Origin of the sequence: Stieleria mannarensis (assembly GCF_014154935.1) — a bacterium.
Lineage (GTDB): Bacteria > Planctomycetota > Planctomycetia > Pirellulales > Pirellulaceae > Stieleria > Stieleria mannarensis.
The window spans coordinates 1-23,329 of the sequence record NZ_JACEHH010000021.1 but is presented as its reverse complement, the minus strand read 5'-3'; the positions used below and the strand labels follow the sequence as shown (position 1 = coordinate 23,329).

At 60.8% G+C, this 23,329-nt stretch carries 13 protein-coding genes; 6 read left to right on the top strand and 7 right to left on the bottom strand.

Going from position 1 to position 23,329, the window contains the following annotated elements:
- Positions 1-12: 12 nt before the first annotated feature.
- The 3 genes from mqnC to H1B37_RS15360 all read right to left on the bottom strand — a co-directional run bounded on the left by mqnC (position 13) and on the right by H1B37_RS15360 (position 3,060).
- Positions 13-1,146 (bottom strand): cyclic dehypoxanthinyl futalosine synthase, encoded by a 1,134-nt coding sequence (gene mqnC, locus H1B37_RS15370; RefSeq protein ID WP_182867550.1) that lies wholly within the window; start codon positions 1,144-1,146, stop codon positions 13-15.
- Between the two features lie 2 nt (positions 1,147-1,148).
- The gene (locus H1B37_RS15365; RefSeq protein WP_182867549.1) at positions 1,149-1,976 is read right to left on the bottom strand and encodes a menaquinone biosynthetic enzyme MqnA/MqnD family protein; all 828 of its coding nucleotides are present in this window, start codon (positions 1,974-1,976) and stop codon (positions 1,149-1,151) included.
- Between the two features lie 394 nt (positions 1,977-2,370).
- The gene (locus H1B37_RS15360) at positions 2,371-3,060 is read right to left on the bottom strand and encodes an RluA family pseudouridine synthase (RefSeq protein ID WP_182867548.1); all 690 of its coding nucleotides are present in this window, start codon (positions 3,058-3,060) and stop codon (positions 2,371-2,373) included.
- 553 nt (positions 3,061-3,613) lie between these two features.
- On the opposite strand from H1B37_RS15360, the gene H1B37_RS15355 reads away from it, so the two are divergent.
- The 4 genes from H1B37_RS15355 (at position 3,614) to H1B37_RS15340 (ending at position 7,738) form a co-directional block, all read left to right on the top strand.
- On the top strand, positions 3,614-5,035 hold the full coding sequence (locus tag H1B37_RS15355) for a DUF6513 domain-containing protein (protein ID WP_182867547.1): 1,422 nt from the start codon (positions 3,614-3,616) through the stop codon (positions 5,033-5,035).
- A gap of 175 nt (positions 5,036-5,210) precedes the next feature.
- The gene (locus H1B37_RS15350) at positions 5,211-6,332 is read left to right on the top strand and encodes a serine/threonine protein kinase (protein WP_147866882.1); all 1,122 of its coding nucleotides are present in this window, start codon (positions 5,211-5,213) and stop codon (positions 6,330-6,332) included.
- Positions 6,329-7,129, top strand: a complete 801-nt coding sequence (locus H1B37_RS15345) for an inositol monophosphatase family protein (protein ID WP_182867546.1) — start codon at positions 6,329-6,331, stop codon at positions 7,127-7,129. The genes H1B37_RS15350 and H1B37_RS15345 overlap by 4 nt, the downstream gene beginning before the upstream one ends.
- Positions 7,130-7,156: 27 nt before the next feature.
- Positions 7,157-7,738, top strand: coding sequence for a flavin reductase family protein (locus H1B37_RS15340; protein WP_182867545.1), 582 nt, complete (start codon positions 7,157-7,159; stop codon positions 7,736-7,738).
- Between the two features lie 244 nt (positions 7,739-7,982).
- On the opposite strand, the gene H1B37_RS15335 is transcribed toward H1B37_RS15340, so the two are convergent.
- From H1B37_RS15335 to H1B37_RS15325, 3 genes are all read right to left on the bottom strand, one after another.
- The gene (locus tag H1B37_RS15335) at positions 7,983-12,053 is read right to left on the bottom strand and encodes a non-ribosomal peptide synthetase (RefSeq protein ID WP_182867544.1); all 4,071 of its coding nucleotides are present in this window, start codon (positions 12,051-12,053) and stop codon (positions 7,983-7,985) included.
- Positions 12,046-18,630, bottom strand: coding sequence for a type I polyketide synthase (locus tag H1B37_RS15330; RefSeq protein WP_182867543.1), 6,585 nt, complete (start codon positions 18,628-18,630; stop codon positions 12,046-12,048). The genes H1B37_RS15335 and H1B37_RS15330 overlap by 8 nt, the downstream gene beginning before the upstream one ends.
- 429 nt (positions 18,631-19,059) lie before the next feature.
- The gene (locus H1B37_RS15325; protein WP_182867542.1) at positions 19,060-20,196 is read right to left on the bottom strand and encodes an ABC transporter permease; all 1,137 of its coding nucleotides are present in this window, start codon (positions 20,194-20,196) and stop codon (positions 19,060-19,062) included.
- Between the two features lie 447 nt (positions 20,197-20,643).
- Between H1B37_RS15325 and H1B37_RS34420 the strand changes: the two genes are divergently transcribed.
- Positions 20,644-21,753 (top strand): S49 family peptidase, encoded by a 1,110-nt coding sequence (locus tag H1B37_RS34420; RefSeq protein ID WP_182867541.1) that lies wholly within the window; start codon positions 20,644-20,646, stop codon positions 21,751-21,753.
- An 84-nt stretch (positions 21,754-21,837) separates the two neighbouring features.
- On the top strand, positions 21,838-22,152 hold the full coding sequence (locus tag H1B37_RS15315) for a hypothetical protein (protein ID WP_182867540.1): 315 nt from the start codon (positions 21,838-21,840) through the stop codon (positions 22,150-22,152).
- A gap of 1,026 nt (positions 22,153-23,178) precedes the next feature.
- On the opposite strand, the gene H1B37_RS15310 is transcribed toward H1B37_RS15315, so the two are convergent.
- Positions 23,179-23,319, bottom strand: a complete 141-nt coding sequence (locus H1B37_RS15310; protein ID WP_353620851.1) for a tyrosine-type recombinase/integrase — start codon at positions 23,317-23,319, stop codon at positions 23,179-23,181.
- Positions 23,320-23,329: the final 10 nt, after the last annotated feature.

Genomic DNA, 23,329 nt, shown 5'->3' with positions numbered 1-23,329 from the left:
AACAAGTTTATCCTAAACTGCCAATTGAACCAAATCTTTCGGCCCGGTGTGCCCGTTAGCCTGGACCGCTTTTTGCTCCAATTCCTCGTCGACCAGCTGGTAAAACACGTCTCGTTGACGCGGCTGGAAACCCAGTTCTTCGATCGCCTGGCGAATTTGCTGGAGCGACATGAAGTGGACAGTTCCGGCTTCGGCGACAACATTTTCCTCGATCATCAAGCTGCCCATGTCGTTGGCGCCGAACAGCATCGCCAGCTGGCCCATCTTCAACCCCTGGGTGACCCAGCTGCTTTGGATGTTGGGCACGTTGTCCAGGAACAACCGCGATACGGCTTGGGTCTTCAGGTATTCAAACGATCCCTTGGCCGGGATGTGACTCATGTCTGTGTTGTCGGGCTGGAACGTCCAGCAGATGAATGCGGTGAATCCGCCGGTTTCGTCCTGCAGGTCACGGATCCGCTGGAGGTGCTCGATGCGTTCGGCCAACGTTTCCACATGTCCGAACATCATCGTCGCGGTGCTGATGCCGCCCAGTTTGTGCCAGGCACGCATCACGTTCAGCCAGTTGTCCGTGTCGACTTTTCCCCGAGTCAATTCGTTGCGGACACGGTCGACCAGGATTTCAGCGCCGCCGCCGGGGATGCTGCCCAGGCCGGCCGCCTTCAGCCGTGTCAAAACCTCTTCGATGGGAAGGTTGTTGACCTTGGTGAAATGGTACAGCTCCGGCGGGCTGAAACCGTGGATGTTCACCGAGGGGAACGCGGTCTTGATGTCCGACAGCAGTTCTTCGTACCAATCGAGTTTGAACTTGGGGTGCAGCCCGCCTTGCATCAAGATTTGGTTGCCGCCCATCGCCACGGTCTCTTCGACCTTGCGGAGCAGTTCCTCCCGCGGCAACACATAGCCTTCGTCGCTTTTAGGGCCGCGATAAAACGCGCAAAAGTGACACACGGCGGTGCAGATGTTCGTGTAGTTGATGTTCCGGTCGACGTTGTAGGTCCGGTAGGGTTCGGGGTGCATCCGCCGCGAAACCTTGTCGGCCGCCGCGCCGATGGCCGCCAGGTCGTGGCTTTCAAGCAACGTCAGCCCTTCGTCGGCCGATAGACGCTCGCCGGCAACCGCTTTGTCCAAAATGTCAGTGATCATCGTTAATCGATCCGTTCAGTTGTTTGTTGTGTCGAGCCAGGCGTTTGTTGTGTCGATCCAGTCGTTTTCGTGTCGAGCAAGCCGAGTGATTCACATCCGTCGCGGAAGCGGCGCAGCCCCTCGAGTTCGGCGCCACCAAGTTGGAAGTGAAGGTTTTCGGCAAAATAGCGATACAGGTCTTCGTTGGTCAGCCCGTGTGCGGCCGCGTGCGTTTGTGCGATCGATTCCATCGCTTCCACGCCGCGGTCGCGACAGCGTTGCAGGATGTCGACCAAGCCCTCGGTGTTGATCCCCGGCCTGGCGACCCACATGGCGAACACAAAGGGTGTTTCGGTGTAGCGACACCAGCGGTCGCCCAGATCCCAGATCTCATTGTAGATCCCCCGCTCGGGATGCATCGCGCGGTCGCCGATGATCAGCACCGCGTCGGCATCGACCGATTCGGGGGACTGTTCCATCGACAGCACGGTCGTCTGGGGTTTTAACCCGTACATCTGCCACAACAGCACGCGGACCATCGCCGCGCTGGTGCGGCTGCCTTCGTCCAGTGCCAGCCGCCGGATGCTCTGGACCGGCACGCGGCTGACCAACCGGACGCTCCAAACCGGTCCGCGGCAGGCGATCGCCGCATCGGAAACGATTTGGTAGCCGTCGCCGCGGAAGTACTCGACCGAGGGGATCAGTGCCACATCCAATTCGCCCGATTGCAACTGGCTGGCCAGTCGGCTGGGCAGATTCAGCGTCAATGAATCACCAGGCCCCAGAGCCTCTTTCAGCCCGTGGATCAACGGTTTGGTGTTCAAGTAGGAAACGGCGCCGAGGCGAGTCATGGGACGAATCGGGTTTGGCAGGTGAAGACGCGCTAAACGCGGGGTGAACCGTGGAAACGCTGCGAGCGCAACACCTTAGCCGATGATCGGCCGTTCGCCGAGGTCGCGCCGTTTCAAATCAACGGCCCAGCGAGACGTAGCGTTTGCCCAAAGGGCATCAACAACATAGCCTGGGGTCAGGGAACGAGCGCAGCGGAGTGACCGCCACCCCAGGGAAAGGAAGCCAAACCCGCTCCCTCCCCCCTTCGATCGGCCGGCGGCTTTGCCGCCGGCCGATCGAAGGGGGGAGGTTTTACGGTGGATCGTGGACCTGAGGTTACGCCCGGTTTCGCGGAGGCTCATCCGGTCTCACCCCAGGCGAGGTTGTTGATCGGCTTTGGCAAACCGAGTCCAATCACGCCGGCGTAAACCCAAACGGGCAGGGCGATTCGACCCGGACCAATCGGCCGTTGGACGGATCGTGAAACTCCAAGGCGTGGGCGTGCAGCAGGATCCGCCCGGTGTGCCGTTTCGCCGCACTGTCGGCGGCACGGCTGGCGGCACCGTAGGTTGCATCACCCACGATCGGATGGCCGCGTGATGCCGTTTGCAAGCGCAATTGGTGCATGCGTCCGGTGATCGGGCTCAGTTCCAGCAGGCTGCGGTCGGCGACCGCGTCCAGTGCCAGGGTTTTGACGATCGTGCTGGCGGGCTTGGCATGCGGCGCGGTTTCTTCACAAACCTCTGCCAGCGGCTGGTCCTCCAACTTGCGAACGAAGTCGTCCCACTGCTGTGGGCTCGATCGGCTCACCTCGATTTGACCTTCGACCACCGCCAGATACTGCTTGCGGGTTTTGCGACTTGCGAACTGGGCCGATAGCAGCCGAGCGGCTTTCTTGGACAATGCGACCAAGATCACACCGCTGACGGCACGGTCCAGTCGATGCGGGAACGCAAGGTAGCCGTCACGGCGACCGAGTTGCTGTTCAAGCCGGCTTTCCAAGCTCTCGATTCCCGCGGGGGCTTGCGTCGCCAGTCCCGCCGGTTTGTCGACCGCCATCATCAGATCGCTTTCCCAAAGCAACGTTATGTCTGATTCAGCCATCGGTTCGAACCGTCAGAGACGCGAAAGCGTGTTGGAGTGTCGAAGACGTCGGTTGGCGACGTTAAAGTGACCAGCGGGACTGTTGCGATGGGGAGTGATTGGCATGTTTGGCAACAAGCGATGGGGAAAGGCTTGTGGTGTGACGCCAACACCACAACGCATTGGTCGATGCGTTTGCCACTGGAGTACGTTTGAAGAACAGATGGCCTTCAATAGCCACCACGCAAACCACCGCGCATAAAAAAACGAGAGATCCCGGCCACGACAAAGCAAGGTTTCAATCGAAATTGCAACACTGACTTCGTACACGAATCTCTCGCTTAACGATGTTGTACGCGTTGTCGCACATCAGTCAAGAGCGACTGTGCGATCGGATAAAAAAAAATGCACCGTTTTGACGCTGTTCTCAAAGCAGATCTTTGGCTTGAATCAATGTCGTGAACGACAGGTTGAACACGCGTCTGACGCGTTTGCGGTTAACCTTGATGATGCTGACTCTGTTTTGACGACGCATGAGCGTTCGAACACTTCCTTCTCTGACGGTCTTTGCGACATGCCATCGGCTATCGATCTCACCGAAACATCGCACTTGCATTTCGTGACCGGAACGCTCGCACAGCACGCCGTGCGCGAGGTCGTCGCTGCGCTTGCGGTGCGACATGCGTTTGAGTATTCGATCGGCGTGATGCCGATCACCGTTGCCGCGTTGATGACGCCCAAGTGGATCGCGCGCAAGCTGGACTTACCCGCACAAGCGACCCATTTGATCGTGCCCGGTTTCTGTGAGGTCGGCATCGAAACACTTCGCTCCCAAGTCAACGCAACGGTTGTCGTGGGACCCAACGATTGCCGCGAGATGGCTGAATTGTTCGGTGAAAAACGTCCTGAGATCGATCTCAGTGCGTACGACATCGAAATCCTCGCGGAGATCAATCATGCCCCGCGGCTTGCGCGTGATGAGTTCATCGCGACGGCTTTGAAACTGGTCGATGACGGTGCGGATCGGATTGATGTCGGGTGTGATCCCGCCGCACGCTTTGAATCCATTGCGGACTACGTCGATGCGTTGGTTTCTCGCGGAATCCAGGTCTCGATCGATACCTTCGACCCTTGGGAAGCCGAAGCGGCTTGCCGTGCCGGTGCGTCGTTGGTGTTGAGCGTGAATTCCCACAATCGCGAGCACGCACCGCGATGGGGCGCCGAAGTCGTCGTGATTCCCGACTCGCCGACCGATTTGGCCAGTTTGGATGAAACGGTCGCGTACCTCAAACAGCGGAACGTGCCGATGCGGTTGGATCCGATTTTGGAACCGATCGGATCGGGATTGGCCGCCAGCATCGTGCGTTACTCGACGGTGCGCAAACGCTACCCGCAGCTGCCGGTGATGATGGGCATCGGCAACGTCACCGAGCTGACCGATGCCGATTCGGCCGGCATCAACACCGTGCTGTTGGGCCTCTGCCAGGAACTGGGGATCCAAAGTGTCCTGACCACCCAGGTGATCAATTGGGCGCGGTCGTCGGTCCGCGAGTGTGACCATGCCCGGCGATTGGTGCATGCGGCCGTCAAGCACGGAATTCCGCCGAAGAACCTGTCGGACCAACTGGTGTTGCTCCGCGACCGAAAGCTGAGTGCGTTTGCCGAGGAGACCCTTGAGGGCCTGTCTGGGGCGATAAAGGACAACAATTATCGATTATTCGCCCAAGACGAGGTGATTCATTTGGTCTCGCGCCAGTTGCATCTGAGCGACGAGGACCCGTTTCGGTTGTTCGAGCGGCTGTTGCAGGCCCCGATATCCGACAATGTGGATCGTGGCCATGCGTTCTATTTGGGGTACGAGATGGCCAAAGCGTCGGTGGCACTGACCTTAGGCAAGCAGTATGAGCAAGATCGCGCACTTAACTGGGGGTTTCTGACCCGCCGCGAGGATCTGCACCGGATCGCCCGCACCAATCGTCACGGCAAACCGAGCTGAATTGCGGTTACCCGCGAGTGCGGGGTTTGGGGGAAACTCTCGCCTTTTGCTTTTGCCCGGGCGGTGTAGACTGTAGTGTCCAAATGTAGCCGGCCAGCCAACACGGAGAGACCTGCAGCGTGCTGCATTTGATTTTGCCCTCTCGCTATTCGTAAAACGACGGACCGTCGCGACGATGGAATCGACCACACGCTTCGAACCCAATCCAACGGTCACCTTCCGGGGGACCGTCAATACCAGCGGTGACGCCAAGCTCGTTCACTGGTACGACCATCTGATCGAACGTCAGAAGGTCAGCTGGACCGGGCACCATCACATGATTCGCTTGCTCGGCCGTGGCGGCCAGGGCGAAGTCTATCTGACGGAGTATCGCGGGACCGACGACTTTACCGTTCCGGTTGCGATGAAGGTGTTCTCACCGGAACACTACCAAAGCGCCCGCGCGTACGACGAAGCGATGCGGCGGATCGCGACGATCGCCTCCAAAGTCGCGTTGATCCAGCACGACAACCTGCTGGCGGTGCAAAACTTCTTCGAGCGGCACCGCATTCGCATCATGATGATGGAATGGGTCGACGGTTATGACCTCCGCCAGCTGCTGGCCCCCAGTTGTCTGAAACTGCTGGGGCAACATTTGGACACGCGGCGGTTCAAATACATCAACGATGTGATCATCACCAAGGGCCCCGATCATTCGCGATTCAAGGCCGGGATCGCGGTGGCGATCATGCGCGAATGCCTGGCGGCACTGGCGGCACTGCACCGCGAAGGCATCGTGCACGGCGACGTCAAACCCGCTAACATCATGCTCAAACGCAGTGGTCACACCAAGCTGATCGACTTGGGTTCGGCGATCGAATACAAGAATCCGCCCCGCGAACGCGAGTGCACGCCGATGTACGCGGCGCCGGAGATCTTGGAAAACGAGCTGGCGACCCCACGCAGTGATTTGGCCAGTGTCGGCTACGTGTTGATCGAACTGCTCAGCGGACGAAACATTTTTGCGGGAAATGAAAGTCTGCGTGATCTCGTTCAGGCCAAACTCGCCCTGCCGTCGCGATTGGAAGAGGTGTTGCCCGCGGACATCAGTCGCAACGACTTGCTGATGAACTTTTTGGTCGGATTGATTTCGCCGGACCCCAACTTGCGTTTCCCCAATGCCGAAGCCGCCGAGCACGTCGATACCGGTGCGGCGGCATTTCACCGACAACTGGTCATTGGTGACATGTCGACCGAGTACAACAACGACATCCGGCTGTGGCTGGAAGAACTCCGACGACTCGAAATCGAATTGTGAATCAAGAACACTTGGATGTGGCGATCAAGGCAGCCAAGGCCGGTGCCGTGGAATTGCTGAGCCGATGGGAGAGCCGCAAGGTCTCCGAAAAAGCCCCCAAAGATTTGGTCACCGACGCGGATCTGGCATCGCAGAAAGCGATCCGCGAAATCCTGATGGACGCCTTCGACGGCTACGCCTTTGTCGGCGAAGAAGAGGGCGAGAATGATCCGCCGCCGGCGGTCCGCAGCGGGGACGCCGACGCGCCGCCGTGCTGGGTCGTCGATCCGCTCGACGGCACCGTCAACTACGTCCATCGCTTGCAATCCTTCGCCGTTTCGATCGGTCTGTACCACGCCGGCAAAATGCGGTTGGGGGTGATCCTGGACCCCGTTTCCGACGAACTTTATTCCGCCGTCGATGGTGGCGGTGCCCAACTGAACGGCCAGCCGATCCGGGCCAGTGACTGCGAAGACCTGTCCCAGGCGCTCGTCGCGTGCAGTTTTCCCGCCGGCGTCAAAGGCGACTCGCCCGAAGTCGCCCGGTTTGTCAAAGTCCTGGAACGCTGCCGCTCGCTGCGCCGCTTGGGATCCTGTGCCCTCAACATGTGCTACGTCGCCGCCGGACGCCTGGACGGCTACTGGGCGACCAACGTCTGCGCCTGGGACTCCGCCGCCGGAACCGTGATCGCACGTGAAGCGGGCGCCCAATTGACCGCCTATGACGGATCCGAACTGGACGATTGGCTGCCCAAGTTCTGTGTCACCGCGACCAAGCCGATGCACGACACCATGGTCGGCTTGCTCAGCAGCAATTGATGGCCGTGGACGTCGGGGGAGAACGAAATGGAATTTGATGTCGACAAATTGACGCTGCAAGAAACCTACTTGCGGATGGTGCAACTGATCACGCCGCGGCCGATCGCCTGGGTTTCGACGCTGTCGGTCGACGGTATTGCCAACCTCGCCCCCTTTTCGTTCTTCAGCGGCGTCGGTGCCAATCCGCCGACCGTCTGCTTCGCCCCGGCCAACAACGCCCAGGGGTTGCCCAAAGACACGCTGGAGAACGTCCGCCGCACCGGCCAATTTGTGGTCAACATCGTGACCGAGCCGGTGGCCCAAGCGATGCACCGTAGCAGCGACGAAGTGGGCTCGGAAATCGATGAATTCCAGCACGTCGGTGTCCAGCCGGCAAGCTCGGTCAAAGTCAAACCGCCGCGGGTGCAATCCGCCATCGCCGCGATGGAATGCACGTTGCATTCAGCGATCGCGCTAGGAACCGGCCCCGCCGGAGCCAACTTGGTGATCGGCAACGTCGTTTACATCCACATCCAAGACGACTTCGTCGACCAAAAATCACTCCACACCATCGCTCGCGTCGGACGACGCGAATACACCGAAGTCAAAGATACGTTCCGCATGGAGTGACGTTGGGAGTTGGGAGTTGGGAGTTGGGAGTTGGGAGTTGGGAGTTGGGAGTTGGGAGTTGGGAGTTGGGAGTTGGGAGTTGGGAGTTGGGAGTTGGGAGTTGGGAGGCTTCGAAAACCTGAAACCTGAAACTGTCTAATTCGGCGCGACGTCGCACTGCATTCGTTTTGCCCCATCATTCTGCCCCGTATCATTCTGCCTTCCCTCCTGCTCCCCCCACACGACACGGGAAGAGAAAAAAGCATCACCTGTGCGACGTGACAAACCTGGCGATCCATCGCGCAATCTCACCCGCTCCGGGCGACTTCACCATGCTGTGGTGGTGTCCGCTGACCGTGTGGACGGTGACCTCCCCGGTCCAACGACCCCAACCGCGATCGGGACGCGCGTCGGCTTGTCCCGGAACCTCATCCGGCCGCAGCAACAACACCGGCACGTCCAGCGGCCGGATCTCGTAAGCCTGGCAGAGTTCGACGTGGTGGGCGAACAATCGTTGCAGATCGGCAATCGCTTTTTGCACGACTTCCGCGGGCGTGTCCTCTTCCAAAATCCCCAACCGTTGTGCGTGCTCGTACAAAAATGGCAACTGCTGGTCCTCCGAAAGCTCGCTCAGCTCGTCCAGCGACAATTCCAGCCCATACTCCAGTCCCGCCGACGCCGATTCCGGATCACTTCGTTCGGGGACCGTCGAATCCAACAGGATCAATCCCGCCACGTCGCCACCCTCGGCGGCAAGCTGGCGGGCGACTTCAAACGCGATCACCCCACCCAGCGACCAGCCGCCGATGAAGTACGGACCGGTCGGTTGGCGATGTCGGATCGCACGGACATAGTCGCCGGCCATTTCACCAAGCGTGCTCGGCAAACGCTCCTCCCCGTGCAATCCCCGTGATCGAACCGCAACCATCGGCTGCGACGGCGGAAGATTTGTCGCCAATTCGCGATAACAGACGACGATGCCGCCGGGCGGGTGAATCATAAACACCGGTGCGGCATCCCCGGATGGTTTCAATTCGACCAACAACGAATCCGTCTCGCTCGTCGACGCCGCGGCGGCGCAGACACGGATCGATTCATCACCGAAACGCTCGCCGATCGGTCGTGGATGCAGTTGCACCAATCGCGTGGCCACCGAACGGACGTCGCCTAAATCGAACAACAGCGACGTGGGGATCGAGAAACCGAATTCATCGGACAACTGCGACGTCAACACCGCGGCCTGCAAGGACGTTCCACCGGCTTCGAAAAAGTTGACGTCGATCGGGAGCGAATCTTGCCCGAGCGTCATGGCAAACCGGCGCTCCAAAAACCGTTCCAGCTCGCAACGAGGCCGCGATGTTGCCCCAGGCGATGTCACGTCGCCGGCGGGTTGCGGCAACCGTTTTCGGTCGATCTTGCCATTGGGATTCAGCGGCAATGCGTCGACCAAATCGATCGACGCCGGGCGCTTGTAGGGCGGCAAACTGGCTGCCAAGTGTCGGTCGAGCGCGTCGAGGTCGGAGGCGTCGATCCCTTCGACGAAGGCGGCCAGTCGTGCGCCCGCGGTTCCCGGTTGGACGACTTTCACGGCCGCGCGGCGGGCATGCGGAAAACATTCGATCACCCGTTCGATCTCTTCCAGTTCGACGCGGTAGCCGCGCACCTTGACCTGATGATCGACACGTCCGAGAAACTCGATCGTCCCATCGCCACGTCGTCGCCCCAGGTCGCCCGTCAAATAGACGCGGCACGGATTCCCTTGTGAATCGCGAATCTGCTCCGCCCTGACGAACGTCTGCTCCGTCAACTCCGGCTGATTCAAATAGCCCTCGGCCAACCCTTTGCCGCGGATCACGATCTGGCCGGCGACGCCCACCGGGACCGGGGCGAGTTGCCGATCGACCAGATAGATTTGAACGCCGTCAATTTCGCGTCCGATCGGAATGCGGCGCCGCGTTTCGACATCCGTCACACGATGCGCCGTGACTTGGCACGCCGCCTCGGTCGGGCCGTAATAATTCCAGAGTTCGCAGTCGATTTTCGAATGAATCAGCTCCGGCAGGTCCGTCGGCATCGATTCTCCGCCCGTCCAAATCTGACGAACGCTGGTGCACTCGGCGAATCGACGGTGCGCCACGAGGGGGCCAAGGATGCCGGGGACGGCTTGCAGAATCGTGATGCGATCGCGGATGATCTGGTCGATCAATTGATCGAAGTCTAGATTTTTCGTGTCGTCGGGCCAGACCAATGATGCGCCCTGATCGAGCGCCGTCACCACCAACGGCAACGTCGCATCGAACTGATGGGACAGCAGCACGAGCGCACGGTCGGACGCCGAAAATGGTGTCGCACGTGATTGCCAACGCATCGTGTTGGTGATCGCCGCGTGCGACACCATGACCCCTTTAGGACGTCCGGTCGAACCCGAGGTATAAATCACATAGGCGATGTCTTTGGGGCGAACGGCCGGCAACGACGATGGAGTTTGAATTGGGGCGGAATCCATCGAGACGATCGTCGCACCGAGCTCTCTGGCCCAGGGATCGTTGGGCGATGCGACGACATGTTCGATCGTCGCGTCGCGTCGCAGCATGTCCGGCGCAATCGCCGGTTGATCCGCGTCGATCGGAATCGGCGTCGCACCGCAATACATCACGCCCAGAATCCCGATCCATGCGTCATGTCCACGCTGCAAACAAACAGGGACGAAGCCGCCAGGCCGCACACCCGCTTGCGTGAGCCGCGATGCAAACCGTCTCGCGTCGGCAACCATCGGGTGTTGTGATTCGGCCAGCAGGTCGACCAGTGACTCGCGTTCGTCATTCGCATCGTCATGCCCAATCGACTGACGTTCCAACCACGGAACACCTTTCACCGGCCGGCTGGGGGTGTCGATCAGACGGCCGGACAAAGCGACCAGCTGAGTGGCCATCGAATCGATCGTGTCGACCTCGAACAGATCGCGGCAGTAACAGATCATGCCCCGAAGCTCGTCGCCGGCAAATTCAAACACGAACTCGACATCGAAGCGACAGCTGGTGTGTGGGACCGGAAAACTTTCTTGCCGCAGACCGGCGAAGTCGTCGAACACGTGGTCGTCGCCGATGACGAACCCCGCTCGGCCCTGTTCGCTGGCGAGTTGAGATTTCTCGAAGGTGCAGGAGACTTGAAACAGGGGGTGACGACTCGGGTCACGCCCGATGCCACGGTTGCGTACGATTTCCGACAACGGCAGCGATTCGCAGGCCAAGGCATCGATCATGTTTCGACCGACCGATTCGATCAATTGTTCCAGCGTCGGGTTCCCCGAAAGGTCCACCGTGATCGGCAACAGATTGACGAAGAAGCCGACCGTCGTTTCAAATTCACGCTGGCGACGACCCGAGAACGGTGTGCCGATCGAAAACGAGTCTTGGTCGGCAAAGCGTCCGATCAGCACTTGCAGCAACGCCATCACGACGACGTTGCCGGTGACGCCGCATCGACGCGCCAGCGACGTGATCTTGGCACCTGTTTTGGGCGGAAACTTCAGCGGCACCATCGACGCGCGGTGCGTGAATCGTTCCGGGCGACGGAAATCTGTCGGCCACTCGAGCACCGGCGCTACGCCGGCAAGTTGATTCCGCCAGTACGATGCGACCTCGCTGCCCCGATCGCTGGCGACGAATTCGGCTTGCCCGCGCACGAACCGCTCGTAGTTGGACGGCGCCGGCGGCAGGTTCGGTTTGCGTCCGCTCGCAAACGCTGGATAAAGTTGTCGGACTTCGTCCATGATCAAAACCAAGGACCAGAAATCGACCACGATGTGGTGCGTCGTCGCTACGACCACGACGTCATCGGCGGCGACGCGAAAGGCCGCCAGCCGGAGCAGCGGGCCACGCGTCAAATCAAACGGACGGTTGATCTGTTCGGTCACGCGCTCGACCAGTTCAGACCGACTCGCCCCCGGAGTCTCCATGACGCGAAACTCCGGCGGCAACGTCGCCTGGATGCGTTGGACCGGTTGATGGTTCGAATCCGACTCGGCGAACACCGTCCGCAGCGCACTGTGCCGATGCACCAGTTCCTCAACCGATCGCCGCATCGCATCCAGGTCGACGTGCGAACGAAACCGCGACGGCAACGCGACGTTGTACGCGGTGACGTCGGGCGCACGGCGAAAGTCGTACCACAACGCCTGCTGCCCAGCCGACAGCGGAAACTCCGCCGAACGTTTCATTTCCTCCGGCGAGGACTGCCCAAGACGTGCCTCCTGTCGAGCCGCTTTTTCCTTTAGCAAGCGGGCCAGCAGTTCGCGTTTTTCCTGCGGTGACAGGCCCTGCAACACATCACTCACTGGGCTGTCCGGGGGTTGGGCTGCCGGGGGGTGGGCCGTTCAATAAATCGGTCAGCAATGCGTCCACGCTGGCATCGGACATCTGGGGCAATTGATGCAACAACTCGGCCGCCGACGCACCACTCGTCTCGGCACTGTCGACGACGTCGGGGGGCGCTTGTTCGGAATCCGACTCCAGGATTGTCGATACGCTTCGGAAGACCTCGCGCAGACTTTCGCTCCGCATCAATTCGGAGATCGGCAGATCGATTTCCAATCGACTTTCGATCCAGTTTCGCATCTCGACGGCCATCAGCGAATCCAAACCCATTGACAACAGGGGGCGATCCCAAGGCATCTTGTCCGCGGCGATTCCCAGCAGTGATGCGGCCTTGGATCCGATGATTCCAGCAATCATCGCGCCTCGTGCCTCCGCGGTCGCCGCGCGTACCTCTGCGGCGCTGGCCAGTCGGTCGCCGCCGGTCGCTTCTTCGCTGATCCCACGTAACAGATGAGCGAAACGGGGCGAGACGTCGCCGGTGATGCCCAGCCCCCGCCACCGCGTCCAATCCATGCGCAGCACGCTTTGTTGGACGACATCGGTTTGCATCGCTTGTTCCAAGCATTGCATCGCTTCGTCGGCGGAAAACGTCAGCACACCCTGACGCTCCAGCCGCTCGCTCAATTCGCCGCGTCGGGCCAGATAACCAACCTGGCCGACGTGTCCCCAGTTGACGGCCAGCCCCGGCATGCCGATCGATCGACGGTAGTGTGCCAGCGAATCCAAAAACGCGTTGGCCGCCGCATAGTTGGCTTGTCCGGCATGCCCGAAAACACTCGACAGCGACGAGAACAAAACGAAATGGTCCAAGTCGTGTTCCTCGGTCGCCGCGTGCAGATTCCAACCACCCAACACCTTGGGGCCGAGCACGCGCTGGAGTGTGTCGCGGTCCAAATCGACCAGCAGACGGTCTTCCAAAACCATCGCCGTGTGGAACACGCCCGCCAACGGCGGGCAATCACGATCGATTTGATCGACAGCCGATCGCACCGAAGCGGTCGATGTCAGGTCCACTGGAAGAACGGTGACCGTGATCCCCGACTCCGTCCACTGATCCAGTGTCCGCTGTGTTTCGGCGGGAACCTCCGCGCTGCGGCCTCCCAGCACCAAGTGCTTGGCACCGCAATCGATCAACCACCGCGCCACGCGCAATCCGAATCCGCCCAACCCGCCGGCAACCCAGTACGTCCGCCGGTCGGACAGACACAGCGGTTCATAGCTTCCGGCAAACACGTCCGATGGACCGCTGCGGTAATCGACGACGACCTTGCCGATGTGTTTGCCCTGCTGCATGAACCGAAACGCATCACGCGTTTCATCGGCAACGTACGACGTGACCGGCAACGGCGTCAGTTCACCGTTGTCGAAACGCGCGGCTAGCTGGCGAAGCATCCGCCCCATCCGCTGGGGCTGCTCTCGAAACAGTTGATCCAAATCGATGGCAAACAACGCCAAATTGTTCTTGAACGTCTCCAGCCCCAACGACGCGTCGGCATAGATGTCGCGTTTGCCGATCTCCAGAAATCGGCCGCCGGTTTTCAAAATCGACAATCCTTTCGGGATCGCTTCGCCGGGCAGCGAATTCAGGATCACGTCGACCCCGACCCCGTCGGTCTGCCGGAGCGTTTGGCGGGCGAATTCCAGGTCGCGCGAATTCATCACCCGTTCGGCACCGAGCCGTTTGACGTACTCGCGTTTTTCATCCGTACCCGCGGTCGCCAATACGGTCGCGCCGGCGAGTTTTGCCAGTTGCATCGCCGCGATCCCGACGCCACCGCTGGCCGAATGAATCAGCACGCTCTCGCCGCGGCGGATCCGCGCGCACTCGTTTAACGCGTATTCGGCTGTTAGAAACGCGATCGGAATGGTTGCGGCTTGTTGGTGCGAAACCGATGGTGGCTTCTTGGCGACCAAATGCTTGTCGACGATCACGTGGGTGGCAAACGACCCGGGCGCGACCGCGAACACTTCGTCGCCGACATTGAATTCTGTCACGTCGGGGCCGACGCGCGAAATCCGTCCGCTGCACTCCGCACCCAGTGCGACGGGGCCGTCGGGCAGCCCCGGATACAAATCCAACGACTTCATCACGTCGCTGAAATTTAAACCCGTCGCCAGAACTTCGATCTCGACCTCGCCGCCGACCGGTGGCTGTGACGCCGCGGACTCGTACCGCAATTGATCGATCGATGCCGCTTCGCCGCATCGCAAGACACTCGCAGCACGTCGTCGACTTTCCGGGTGAAGCGGCAATTCGTCGGCCGGAACAAAGCGGCGGACCCAGCGAATCGAATCACGCAGCATCACTTCGTCTTCGTCATCGATCCGGCTGACCAATTCGTCCGACAGGTCCTTTGCGATCATCGTTTCGCCCGATGAAAGGTCGACCAGCCGGGTTTTCAGCCGACCACATTCGGCGGCGATCACCCGGCCGAAACCGATCAGCGGGCCGGCGGCGACCGAAATCGGCGCCGCCCCGTCATCGGGGGCTCCTCCATCGGCCGGCTGTGCGTCAAGCGTCACGATCGAAAGCCGTGCCGTGTTGGATTGAATCCCCGAATCAGCCTCCGCCTGCCAGGCCGCCGCCAAGTGCATCGGCGCCAGCGTGGTCAGCACCGTCGACTTGTTCAAAACGTCGACCGATAATTCCACGTTGTCCGGCGAATCCAGTCCCCACAAGTAGACGACATCGGTCACGCCATCACCGATGTCGGTCAGCAACCGGTCGAAGTGTTCGCGGTTCTCCGGATCGATGATCAACGAATGGTCACGCAGGCGTTTGAAACTCGATCCGTGTTGCACCGTGATGATCTTGTCGCTGATCGGCAGTCGAGCCAACAGATTGCTCGACAATCCGCTCTGGTCGCAAAACACCAACCATTTCCGCGTGGCGGTCTCGGGGGCCGCTGTCTCGGGAGTTGCAGCGTCGGGAGTCGCAGCGTCGGCCGGGGCGGAGGGTTTCCAAACGTAACGGTACAACAATTCGTTGATCGATCGTTCCGCCTTTGCCCCCGAGACCGAAACGCTTTCGAACCCGCGAATCGCGACGCAGTGGTTTTGGTCGACGTCATAGATGTCGATGTCGGCGACCATGCGATAGTCGTCTTTGGATAACAATCTCACATGGGCGGTCAGCGGCGCGGTGGATTTGTGAAAGACATCCAGCGATGCGATCTGCTGGGGCAGGTACAGTCGGTCGATTTCGGCGTCAAACACTGGACTGGCCAGGATCATGCCATGAAAGCAACTGTCCAGCAGCGCTGCGGCATCGCCGAGCGGATCTGCACCGTTGGCGATTGAATCAGCATTGGGGAATTCGACCGTGACGATCGCTTCGTAGGGTGTCCGCCAACCCTGCGTGACTCCGCGAAACCGCGGTCCGTAGTTCAGCCCCAGTTGATCGCAATAGTTATACAGACGATCCGGCGAGATCGATTCGGTGCACCGACGCCGTGCATTTTCCAGTGCCTCGCGCCCCGTTCGCTCCACGCTGGCGATGCTGCTGGCGTCGACCGTCGCCAGCGTTTGCCAATTCGCTTGATCGACGCCGCTGCTGGAAAGCGAAATTTGGCGTCGCGGCGTGTCGTAATCGATCTGAACCCGCACCGGCGATTCCTCGCTCAGCATGCACGGATTCTGCATTCGGAATCGTTTCAATGAAACCGCATCGGATTCCGCGACAACGCTCTCGGCGTTGATCGCAAGTTCCAACATTGCCGCCGCAGGCATCATGCACGCGTTTCTGACTCGGTGGTCCGCCAACGACTCTTGCATCCGAAGATCCACACGGGTCTGCCAGCCCGGTTGCGGACCATCGATGACCTGTCCCAGGATCGGTTCACCCGGATTGGCCATCCGACCGGACTTTGAATCAAACGATTCACTCCACAGTGATTGTCGGTTCATTGCCATCGCAGGCAATTTGCTGAAGGCGTCATCGGCCGGCGAGTTCATCGTCCAATCGATCGGATAGCCCCACGCGTACAGCTGGCCGATCGAATCCGCGATGACGGTGGCGTCGTCTTTTTTCCGATCGAGTGACGCGACGGCCAACATTGATCGTTGCTGATCTGCAAAGCACTCCGCGATCGCATATCGCAACACCGGATGGGGACCGATTTCGATCGCCAGCTCGATGCCGCGGTCGGCCAGCACGTCCATGGCATCGGCAAAACGAACGCTGTGACGAACGTTCTTCCACCAGTACTCGCCATCGACTTCCGGACCCGAAAGGACGCCGCCGGTCACGGTGGACACCATCGGCGTGTGCGACGGCTGTGGTCGGATCGCCGCCAGTGACATTAATAGCTCGTCGCGGACCGGAGCCATCTGGGGGCTGTGGAACGCATATTCGACTTCCAAACGTCGGCAAAAGATCCCCGCTTGATCGAGTCGCTCTGCCAGTGCTTCGATCTCGACGTCACGACCCGACACGGTCAGTGACGACGGCCCGTTGATCGCCGCGATCGAAACGTGCTCGGTCACATCGGCGATCCAGGGCTCGATCTCTTGCCGGGAAAGCCCCACGGCGATCATCGCACCCTTGCTGGTCGCGGCGTCCATCGTGCGCCCCCGATGAATCGCGACCAAACACGCGTCGTGAAAATCCAGGGCGCCAGACAGGTGCGCCGCTGCGATTTCGCCCACGCTGTGTCCGACGACCAGCGACGGGCGTATCCCTTTGGATTCCCACACAGCCGCCAACGCGATCTGCAACGCAAACAGACTCGGCTGCGCGATCGCGGTTTCGTTCATCCGCGATTCGTTTTCACCTCGCGTCAATTCGTCCATCAAGGACCAGCTGACGTGCTGGGCGAATTCCCGATCGCAGCGCTGGATGGAGGCGCGAAAGATCGGGTCGGATTCCAGTAACCCGCGTCCCATCGCCCACCACTGCGGGCCTTGTCCGCTGCAGACAAACGCGATCGGCGGCGGGGACGTTGCCTGTCCGCGCGAGGGATGATGCACACGCGCGGCATGGGCGTCGCAATCGGCCGCGATGTCACGCAGCTGCCCGACCCACTGCTTGCGATCGCTTCCCACCACCGTGCCGCGCCAGTCGTGATGCGTTCGGCGCCGTGCGGCGGTCGCGGCGATCGCCGGTAGCGTGCCGTTGCCTTGATCGATCCAGTCGGCCAGACGTGATGCCGTCTCCGCCAGCGCGTGCTTGTCGTGCGCGGAGATCGGCAGCAAGATCGGTGCACCGTCACTCTTCGACGTCGACTGGGCAGGCGTCTGCTGCGGCGGTTGCCCGAGGATCAAGTGGGCGTTGGCACCGCCATATCCAAAGCCGTTGATGCCGGCCAACCGTGGTCCGTCGCAATCCCAACGTTCGGTGTTCCGCGGAACCCGCAATCCGTTGGCGTCGAACTCGATCTCCGGGTTGAGTGTTTCCAAGTTCAAGTGCGCCGGGATCGTTTGATGTTTTAGCGACAATGCGACCTTCATCACACTGGCGATCCCCGCACCGGCCTCCAGGTGACCGATGTTGGTCTTCACGCTTCCGATGCGACAGACGCCTGCGTCTTCGTCGTTGCGGCCGTAGCAATCCGCGATCGCGCGGGCCTCGATCGGGTCTCCGATCGGTGTTCCGGTTCCGTGCGCTTCGACATAGCTGATGTCATGACCGTCCAGGCCGGCGGTTTGAAGGGCGGACCGGATCAACGCTTGCTGTGCCGATTGACTCGGGACCGTCATCCCGTCGGTGCGACCGTCTTGGTTGGTCGCCGAGCCGTGAATGACCGCATAGATCGAGTCGCCGTCGGCCACGGCGTCGTCCAGCCGCTTCATCAGCACCATCCCGGCACCTTCGCCGCGGACGTAACCGTTGGCCGCCGCGTCAAACGTCTTGCACCGTCCGTCGGGCGAAAGCACCCCGAGCTGGCTGAACGCGACGAAAAAATCCGGCAAGATCAACGCGTTGACGCCGCCGGCAAGCGCCATGTGGTTGGCCTTCGATTGCAGACTTCGACACGCCAGATGCATCGCGATCAAAGACGACGAGCACGCCGTGTCGACCGCAACGCTCTCGCCGCGCAAGTCAAAACAATACGAAATCCGGTTGGCCGCGATGCTGCTGCTGCCGCCGGTGTTGCTGTACGGGCCGATGACGCCGCGGTCACGGGGGCTGAGCGCGGCGACGGCGTAATCGAAACTGGAGATCCCGACGTGGACCGAAACCGGTCGCCCCGCCATCGACTCCAGCGGGATGCCGGCGTCCTCGGTTGCCCGGTAGGCCGTCTCCAACAACAGCCGCTGCTGAGGGTCCATCGATGCCGCTTCTCGTGGCGAGATCCCGAACAGTTGCGGGTCAAACTGATCGATTCCGTCGACGTACCCGCCCCAGCGACTTTGCGTTTTCCCCAGACGTGCCTGCCCGGGTGCGTAAAACTTCTCCAGACTCCAGCGGTCGGGTGGAGTCAATTTGATAGCATCGCGTCCCGATTCGAGCAGATTCCAATAGCTCTCGGGGCTATCGCACCCTCCTGGGAAACGGCATCCCATGCCGATGATAGCAATCGGTTGAAAGTCGGTCATCACGGGCTTGATCACTGGTGCAGAGTCTGGAAATGGTAGGCGTCCGTGCGTCCGATCCACGATCCTCGGCGGAATCACAGCGAATCACAGTGTTTGAAAGTCACAGTGTTTGAAAGTCACAGTGTTTGAGCGTCCGGCCGCATGAACCCCTGCGTGCAATCGGGGCGCATCGCTTAAGACGTGCTCAAGTTATTTCATCGGACGTTGGGCGGGAGAAACTTGGTCGGATGGCCGGCCAACCGTGCTATCCTGCCCAAATGCACACGCAACTGCCGTTCCACATCGGCCAGACGTAGCTACCTTCACCAGAAGGTGGACCCAAAACGGCTAGGCGTAGCTACCTTCGCCAGAAGGTGGACCCGCAGCGTATTCCACGCTCTGGCGAGCGTAGCTACGTCAGCGCGGCTCTCTCCCCCACGTCATCGCCCCTCACGGGCTCCGCAGCGCCTCGGTCGGCATCACCGAAGCGGCGCGTTTGGCCGGCAACAGCGCGCCGAGCAACCCGATCAAGACCGCCAACAAGGCACCCTCCGACAACGTGCCGGCATCGATCGCGGGAACCAGTACTCCGCGAACCGCGGGGTGTCGGCTCATCGCATCGGTGGCAACGATCGCCAGGACGCCGCCCAAAACGCTGGCCGAAAGCGCCAACACGACGGATTCGGCGACGATCATTCGGATCACACGACTGCGCGGCCAGCCGACGGCACGCAGCACCCCGATCTCACGCGTCCGCTCCAACACGCTGGTCATCATCGTGTTCAGCGTGCCGATTGCCCCGATCGCCAAGGCGATGATCGAGGTCATCCAGGCCATCGCCGAGGCGAGTTGCATGCGGGTGTCCGTGCCCACGAACTCCTCGGTCGTCATGGCGTGAAGTCGACCATCGATCGCATGGATCTGGTCGACGATCGACCGCGCAAGGTCGCCATCGACCGTCGGTTCCAAAACCACGTTGATGTACGTGACCTGCCCGGTGCGGTCGGAAATTGCTTGCAACTGGTCCAGCGGCATGACCAGCGACCCGTTTTCCCAAACGCTGTCGCTTTCGAAAATGCCGGCCACGACGTATGGCTCTTCAAAGATCAGCGCGGTCTGGCCGACCGAAAGCCCCGATCGTTCGGCCAGATGGATTCCCAGCGAAAGTTGTTTCGGCGGGGGCGATTGCGAAGCGTCCGCGGGGCGTCGTTCGATCCAGCGGAAATCGTCCCTCAGCCAGCTGTCCGCGGCGATCCCCAGCGTCGGAACGCCGAAGATCTGCTGGTCTTCCAGCGACAGGGTTTCCAGCAACACGCCCGCCGCCTTAGCCACGCCCTCGATCTGTTCGATCTGGCCGGCCGCTTCCTGGGCGACACTGCTGCTCAACCGGTCGGCGGTCCCCTGGCGAGAGACCACGATGTCGATCGAATGCGACTGATAGATTTCCGTGAACGACTCGGTGAACCCGTTGGCGATCCCGCGCAGCGCGACGACCGAAGCGACGGCCATGGTCAGCGCGATCAGGGTCAGCGCCGCCCGCAGGGGCCGGCGAGTCAGGTTTTTCAGAATCAGCGAGGTGAATCGCATCGTGCGTCGCAAAAAAGTCGGATTGGTGTTGCAGCCGGCACCCCGAAACCGGCACAAGGGACTGCCCGGGTACGATGGCCCTTCCGGGCCGTCGAGCAGAATCACTGCACGATGGCCCTTCCGGGCCGTCGTCCGCACGATTCCCACAACCAAATTGTCGCCGGCGGAGGCCAGTTTCGCCGATTTCACCCCGCCTGTCGATTCACCCGCACCATGAACTCGCACCCGATCGACAACGCGGACGCACCCAACGGCCCGGCCTCGGCAACCGCGATGCGCCAAAGTCACTGCAATGCCAGCCCGACGTGTAAGCGAGGGGCCCCGCTGGTTTTCAAGCCAACGCCACCGGCCCCGAACCAATGGCCCCCCAAGAGTTTGATCCCCCTACTTCACCCTCCCTCTGGGAGGGTCGCGGAGGAGTTGACGACGACGCGGGGAGGGCTGCCCGTGGCTCGGATTCACTCACTCACCCTGCTCCTCCTGCTGGCCCTCCTGTTCTGCACCGGCTGCGGCAGCAAAGTCTTTCGCCACAACGGCGCCGTCAACATGGCGGGTGGGTTCGACATGACCGGTGACATGACCGTTGACGGAAAACTGGACATGGGGGAATTAAAAACAACCGTCAGCTTGAACCCCAACAGCCGGTCGACACCGCTCACACCCGTCGTCGTCTCCGGCCGACCGATCCGAACCGAAAAAATCGCCGTCATCGACGTCGACGACTTCCTGGTCGATCGCAATGTCGGCGGCATCGGAACGATGGGAGAAAACCCGGTCGCGCTGTTTCATGAAAAGATCGAAGCGGTTCGGCAAGACAAGAACATCAAAGCCGTCGTGCTGCGGATCAATTCTCCCGGCGGCGGCGTGACCGCGTCGGACATGATGTGTCACCAGCTCGCAAAGCTGAAGCAAGACCGCCAGCTGCCGATCATCGCCAGCATCATGACCGTGGGGACCGGTGGCGCGTATTACTTGGCCAATCACTGTGACACGATCATCGCTCACCCGACCAGCATCGTCGGCGGGATCGGCGTGATCTTGAACGTCTACAACTTGCAAGACACGATGGGCCAGTTCAACGTGTTGTCCTCGCCGATCAAAAGTGGCGAAAAGATCGACGCGGGGACGCCCGAGCGTCCGATCGAAGCAGACGAATTGGCGATGCTGCAGCGGATCGCCGATTCGTTTCACCAGCGGTTGATCGATCAAATCAACTCGAAACGTCCCCAAGTGACCGCGTCACAGGAGCAGTGGTCCGACGGCAGCGTGATGACGGGCGGCGAAGCCCATGCGATGGGGTTGGTTGACGGTGTCGGGTACCTCGACACGGCAATCGAGATCGCCAGGCAGCAAGCCGGTTTGAAACCCGACGACCGCGTGGTGATGTATCGCCGCGAGAACGATCCCGCGTACACGCCGCTGGACGTGTCGCCCAATCAGCCCGTGTTGTCGTCCTTGATCCCGCTGCGCGTCCCCGGGCTGGACCGCAGCACCATGCCGACGTTCCTGTATCTCTGGCAAAGCGACCCCGCGATGGCGACACTCGCGCGACCCTAACGGCGGCCCTTCACGTATCAACACCCGTCCGTCTTCCATTCAACCGCGGACGAAGTGTCGCTAACCAGCCAGTCGCTACCCTCCATGCCCGATCCCCAGCACAACGAACCGTCCCCAGCGTCTCACACCGGCACGATCTTCGGCGACTTGCAGAATCCCCGATTGATCTGGGCCAAAGGCATCCTGTTTTTGGTGCTCGGCGTACTCTCGACCGCCTTACTTGTCGCGCGCCTGCCGAGTTTGACCGAGTGGGCGTTGTTGTGCATTTGCATCTGGTCATTCTGCCGCGCCTACTACTTCGCGTTCTACGTCATCGAGCACTACGTCGACCCGAGCTACAAATTCGCCGGCCTCAGTTCCCTCGCCAAGTACCTCTGGACCCACCGCCGATCACCGTAGAACCGTTGTCCAATGTAGAACCGTTGTCCCCAACTGTTCCCCGTGGCCGCACCGCGGCCACCCGCCGCGATCCCCTCAGCCGAGTCGGCTGAGGGGGAACAATTGAGACAATGGTTCTACACTACTGTGGTCAATGTAGAACCGTTGTCCCCAACTGTTCGCCGTGGCCGCACCGCGGCCACCCGCCGCGATCCCCTCAGCCGAGTCGGCTGAGGGGGAACAATTGAGACAATGGTTCTACACTACTGTGGTCAGTGTAGAACCGTTGTCCCCAACTGTTCGCCGTGGCCGCACCGCGGCCACCCGCAGCGTTCCTCTCCGCCGAGACGGCTGAGGGGGGAACCATTGAGACAATGGTTCTACACTACTGTGGTCAATGTAGAACCGTTGTCCCCAACTGTTCCCCGTGGCCGCACCGCGGCCACCCGCTGCGATCCCCTCAGCCGAGTCGGCTGAGGGGGGAACAATTGAGACAATGGTTCTACACTGTTGTGTTCAATGTAGAACCGTTGTCCCAACTGTTCGCCCGGACCGCCACGCGGTCCTCTGCCAAAACTCCCCACCGCCGGCCAACCAACCCCATCATCCCCCGGTCGCCCACCCATCATTCTGCCCCGAATCATTCTGCCCACCTTCTCGTCATCGTCTGCCGCACCCACCACGCCTCTCACGCCGACGATCACGTCAATGCTTGACAAGCCGCGCGAAGAATCTGTGACCTCGGGGCCGGTGAAGCATCCTGCGCAAGGACGCCCGGATCGCTCCAATCATCGCTCGCGCCCCACCTGAAACATTCCCCGTTCGCTCACCGGGCGGCTCATTTTCAGGTAGAAACAATGACGCAACGTTTCCCACCGAGCCTCCCTCATGCGTCTCGCAGCCCACCGAATCGTCCGGTCTTGATGGCTCCACATCGCCGGCCCGAGGCGGCTCAGCGTTCGGAGGATCGATTGCTTCCATTTTCGCCGTATCGCTGCTCGTTTCTTGCCTCTCCTGCAGCCGATCGAGCGGGCTAACAACTTCCTTCTACGCATCATTCAGGCAATGCAGATAGATCATCGTCGTTGAAATATCCTTGTGCCCCAGCAATTCTTGCACGTCGCGAATGTCCGTGTTGTCTTTCAGTAGGTGAGTCGCGAAACTGTGACGAAACGCGTGCGACGTGATGCGTTTCAGA

Bases quoted from the DNA above. Each gene is read 5' to 3' on its own strand.
- H1B37_RS15340 (WP_182867545.1), top strand. From the start codon at position 7,157: ATGGAATTTGATGTCGACAAATTGACGCTGCAAGAAACCTACTTGCGG.
- mqnC (WP_182867550.1), bottom strand. From the start codon at position 1,146: ATGATCACTGACATTTTGGACAAAGCGGTTGCCGGCGAGCGTCTATCG.
- H1B37_RS15360 (WP_182867548.1), bottom strand. From the start codon at position 3,060: ATGGCTGAATCAGACATAACGTTGCTTTGGGAAAGCGATCTGATGATG.
- H1B37_RS15325 (WP_182867542.1), bottom strand. From the start codon at position 20,196: ATGCGATTCACCTCGCTGATTCTGAAAAACCTGACTCGCCGGCCCCTG.
- H1B37_RS15355 (WP_182867547.1), top strand. From the start codon at position 3,614: ATGCCATCGGCTATCGATCTCACCGAAACATCGCACTTGCATTTCGTG.
- H1B37_RS15350 (WP_147866882.1), top strand. From the start codon at position 5,211: ATGGAATCGACCACACGCTTCGAACCCAATCCAACGGTCACCTTCCGG.
- H1B37_RS15315 (WP_182867540.1), top strand. From the start codon at position 21,838: ATGCCCGATCCCCAGCACAACGAACCGTCCCCAGCGTCTCACACCGGC.
- H1B37_RS15365 (WP_182867549.1), bottom strand. From the start codon at position 1,976: ATGACTCGCCTCGGCGCCGTTTCCTACTTGAACACCAAACCGTTGATC.
- H1B37_RS15330 (WP_182867543.1), bottom strand. From the start codon at position 18,630: ATGACCGACTTTCAACCGATTGCTATCATCGGCATGGGATGCCGTTTC.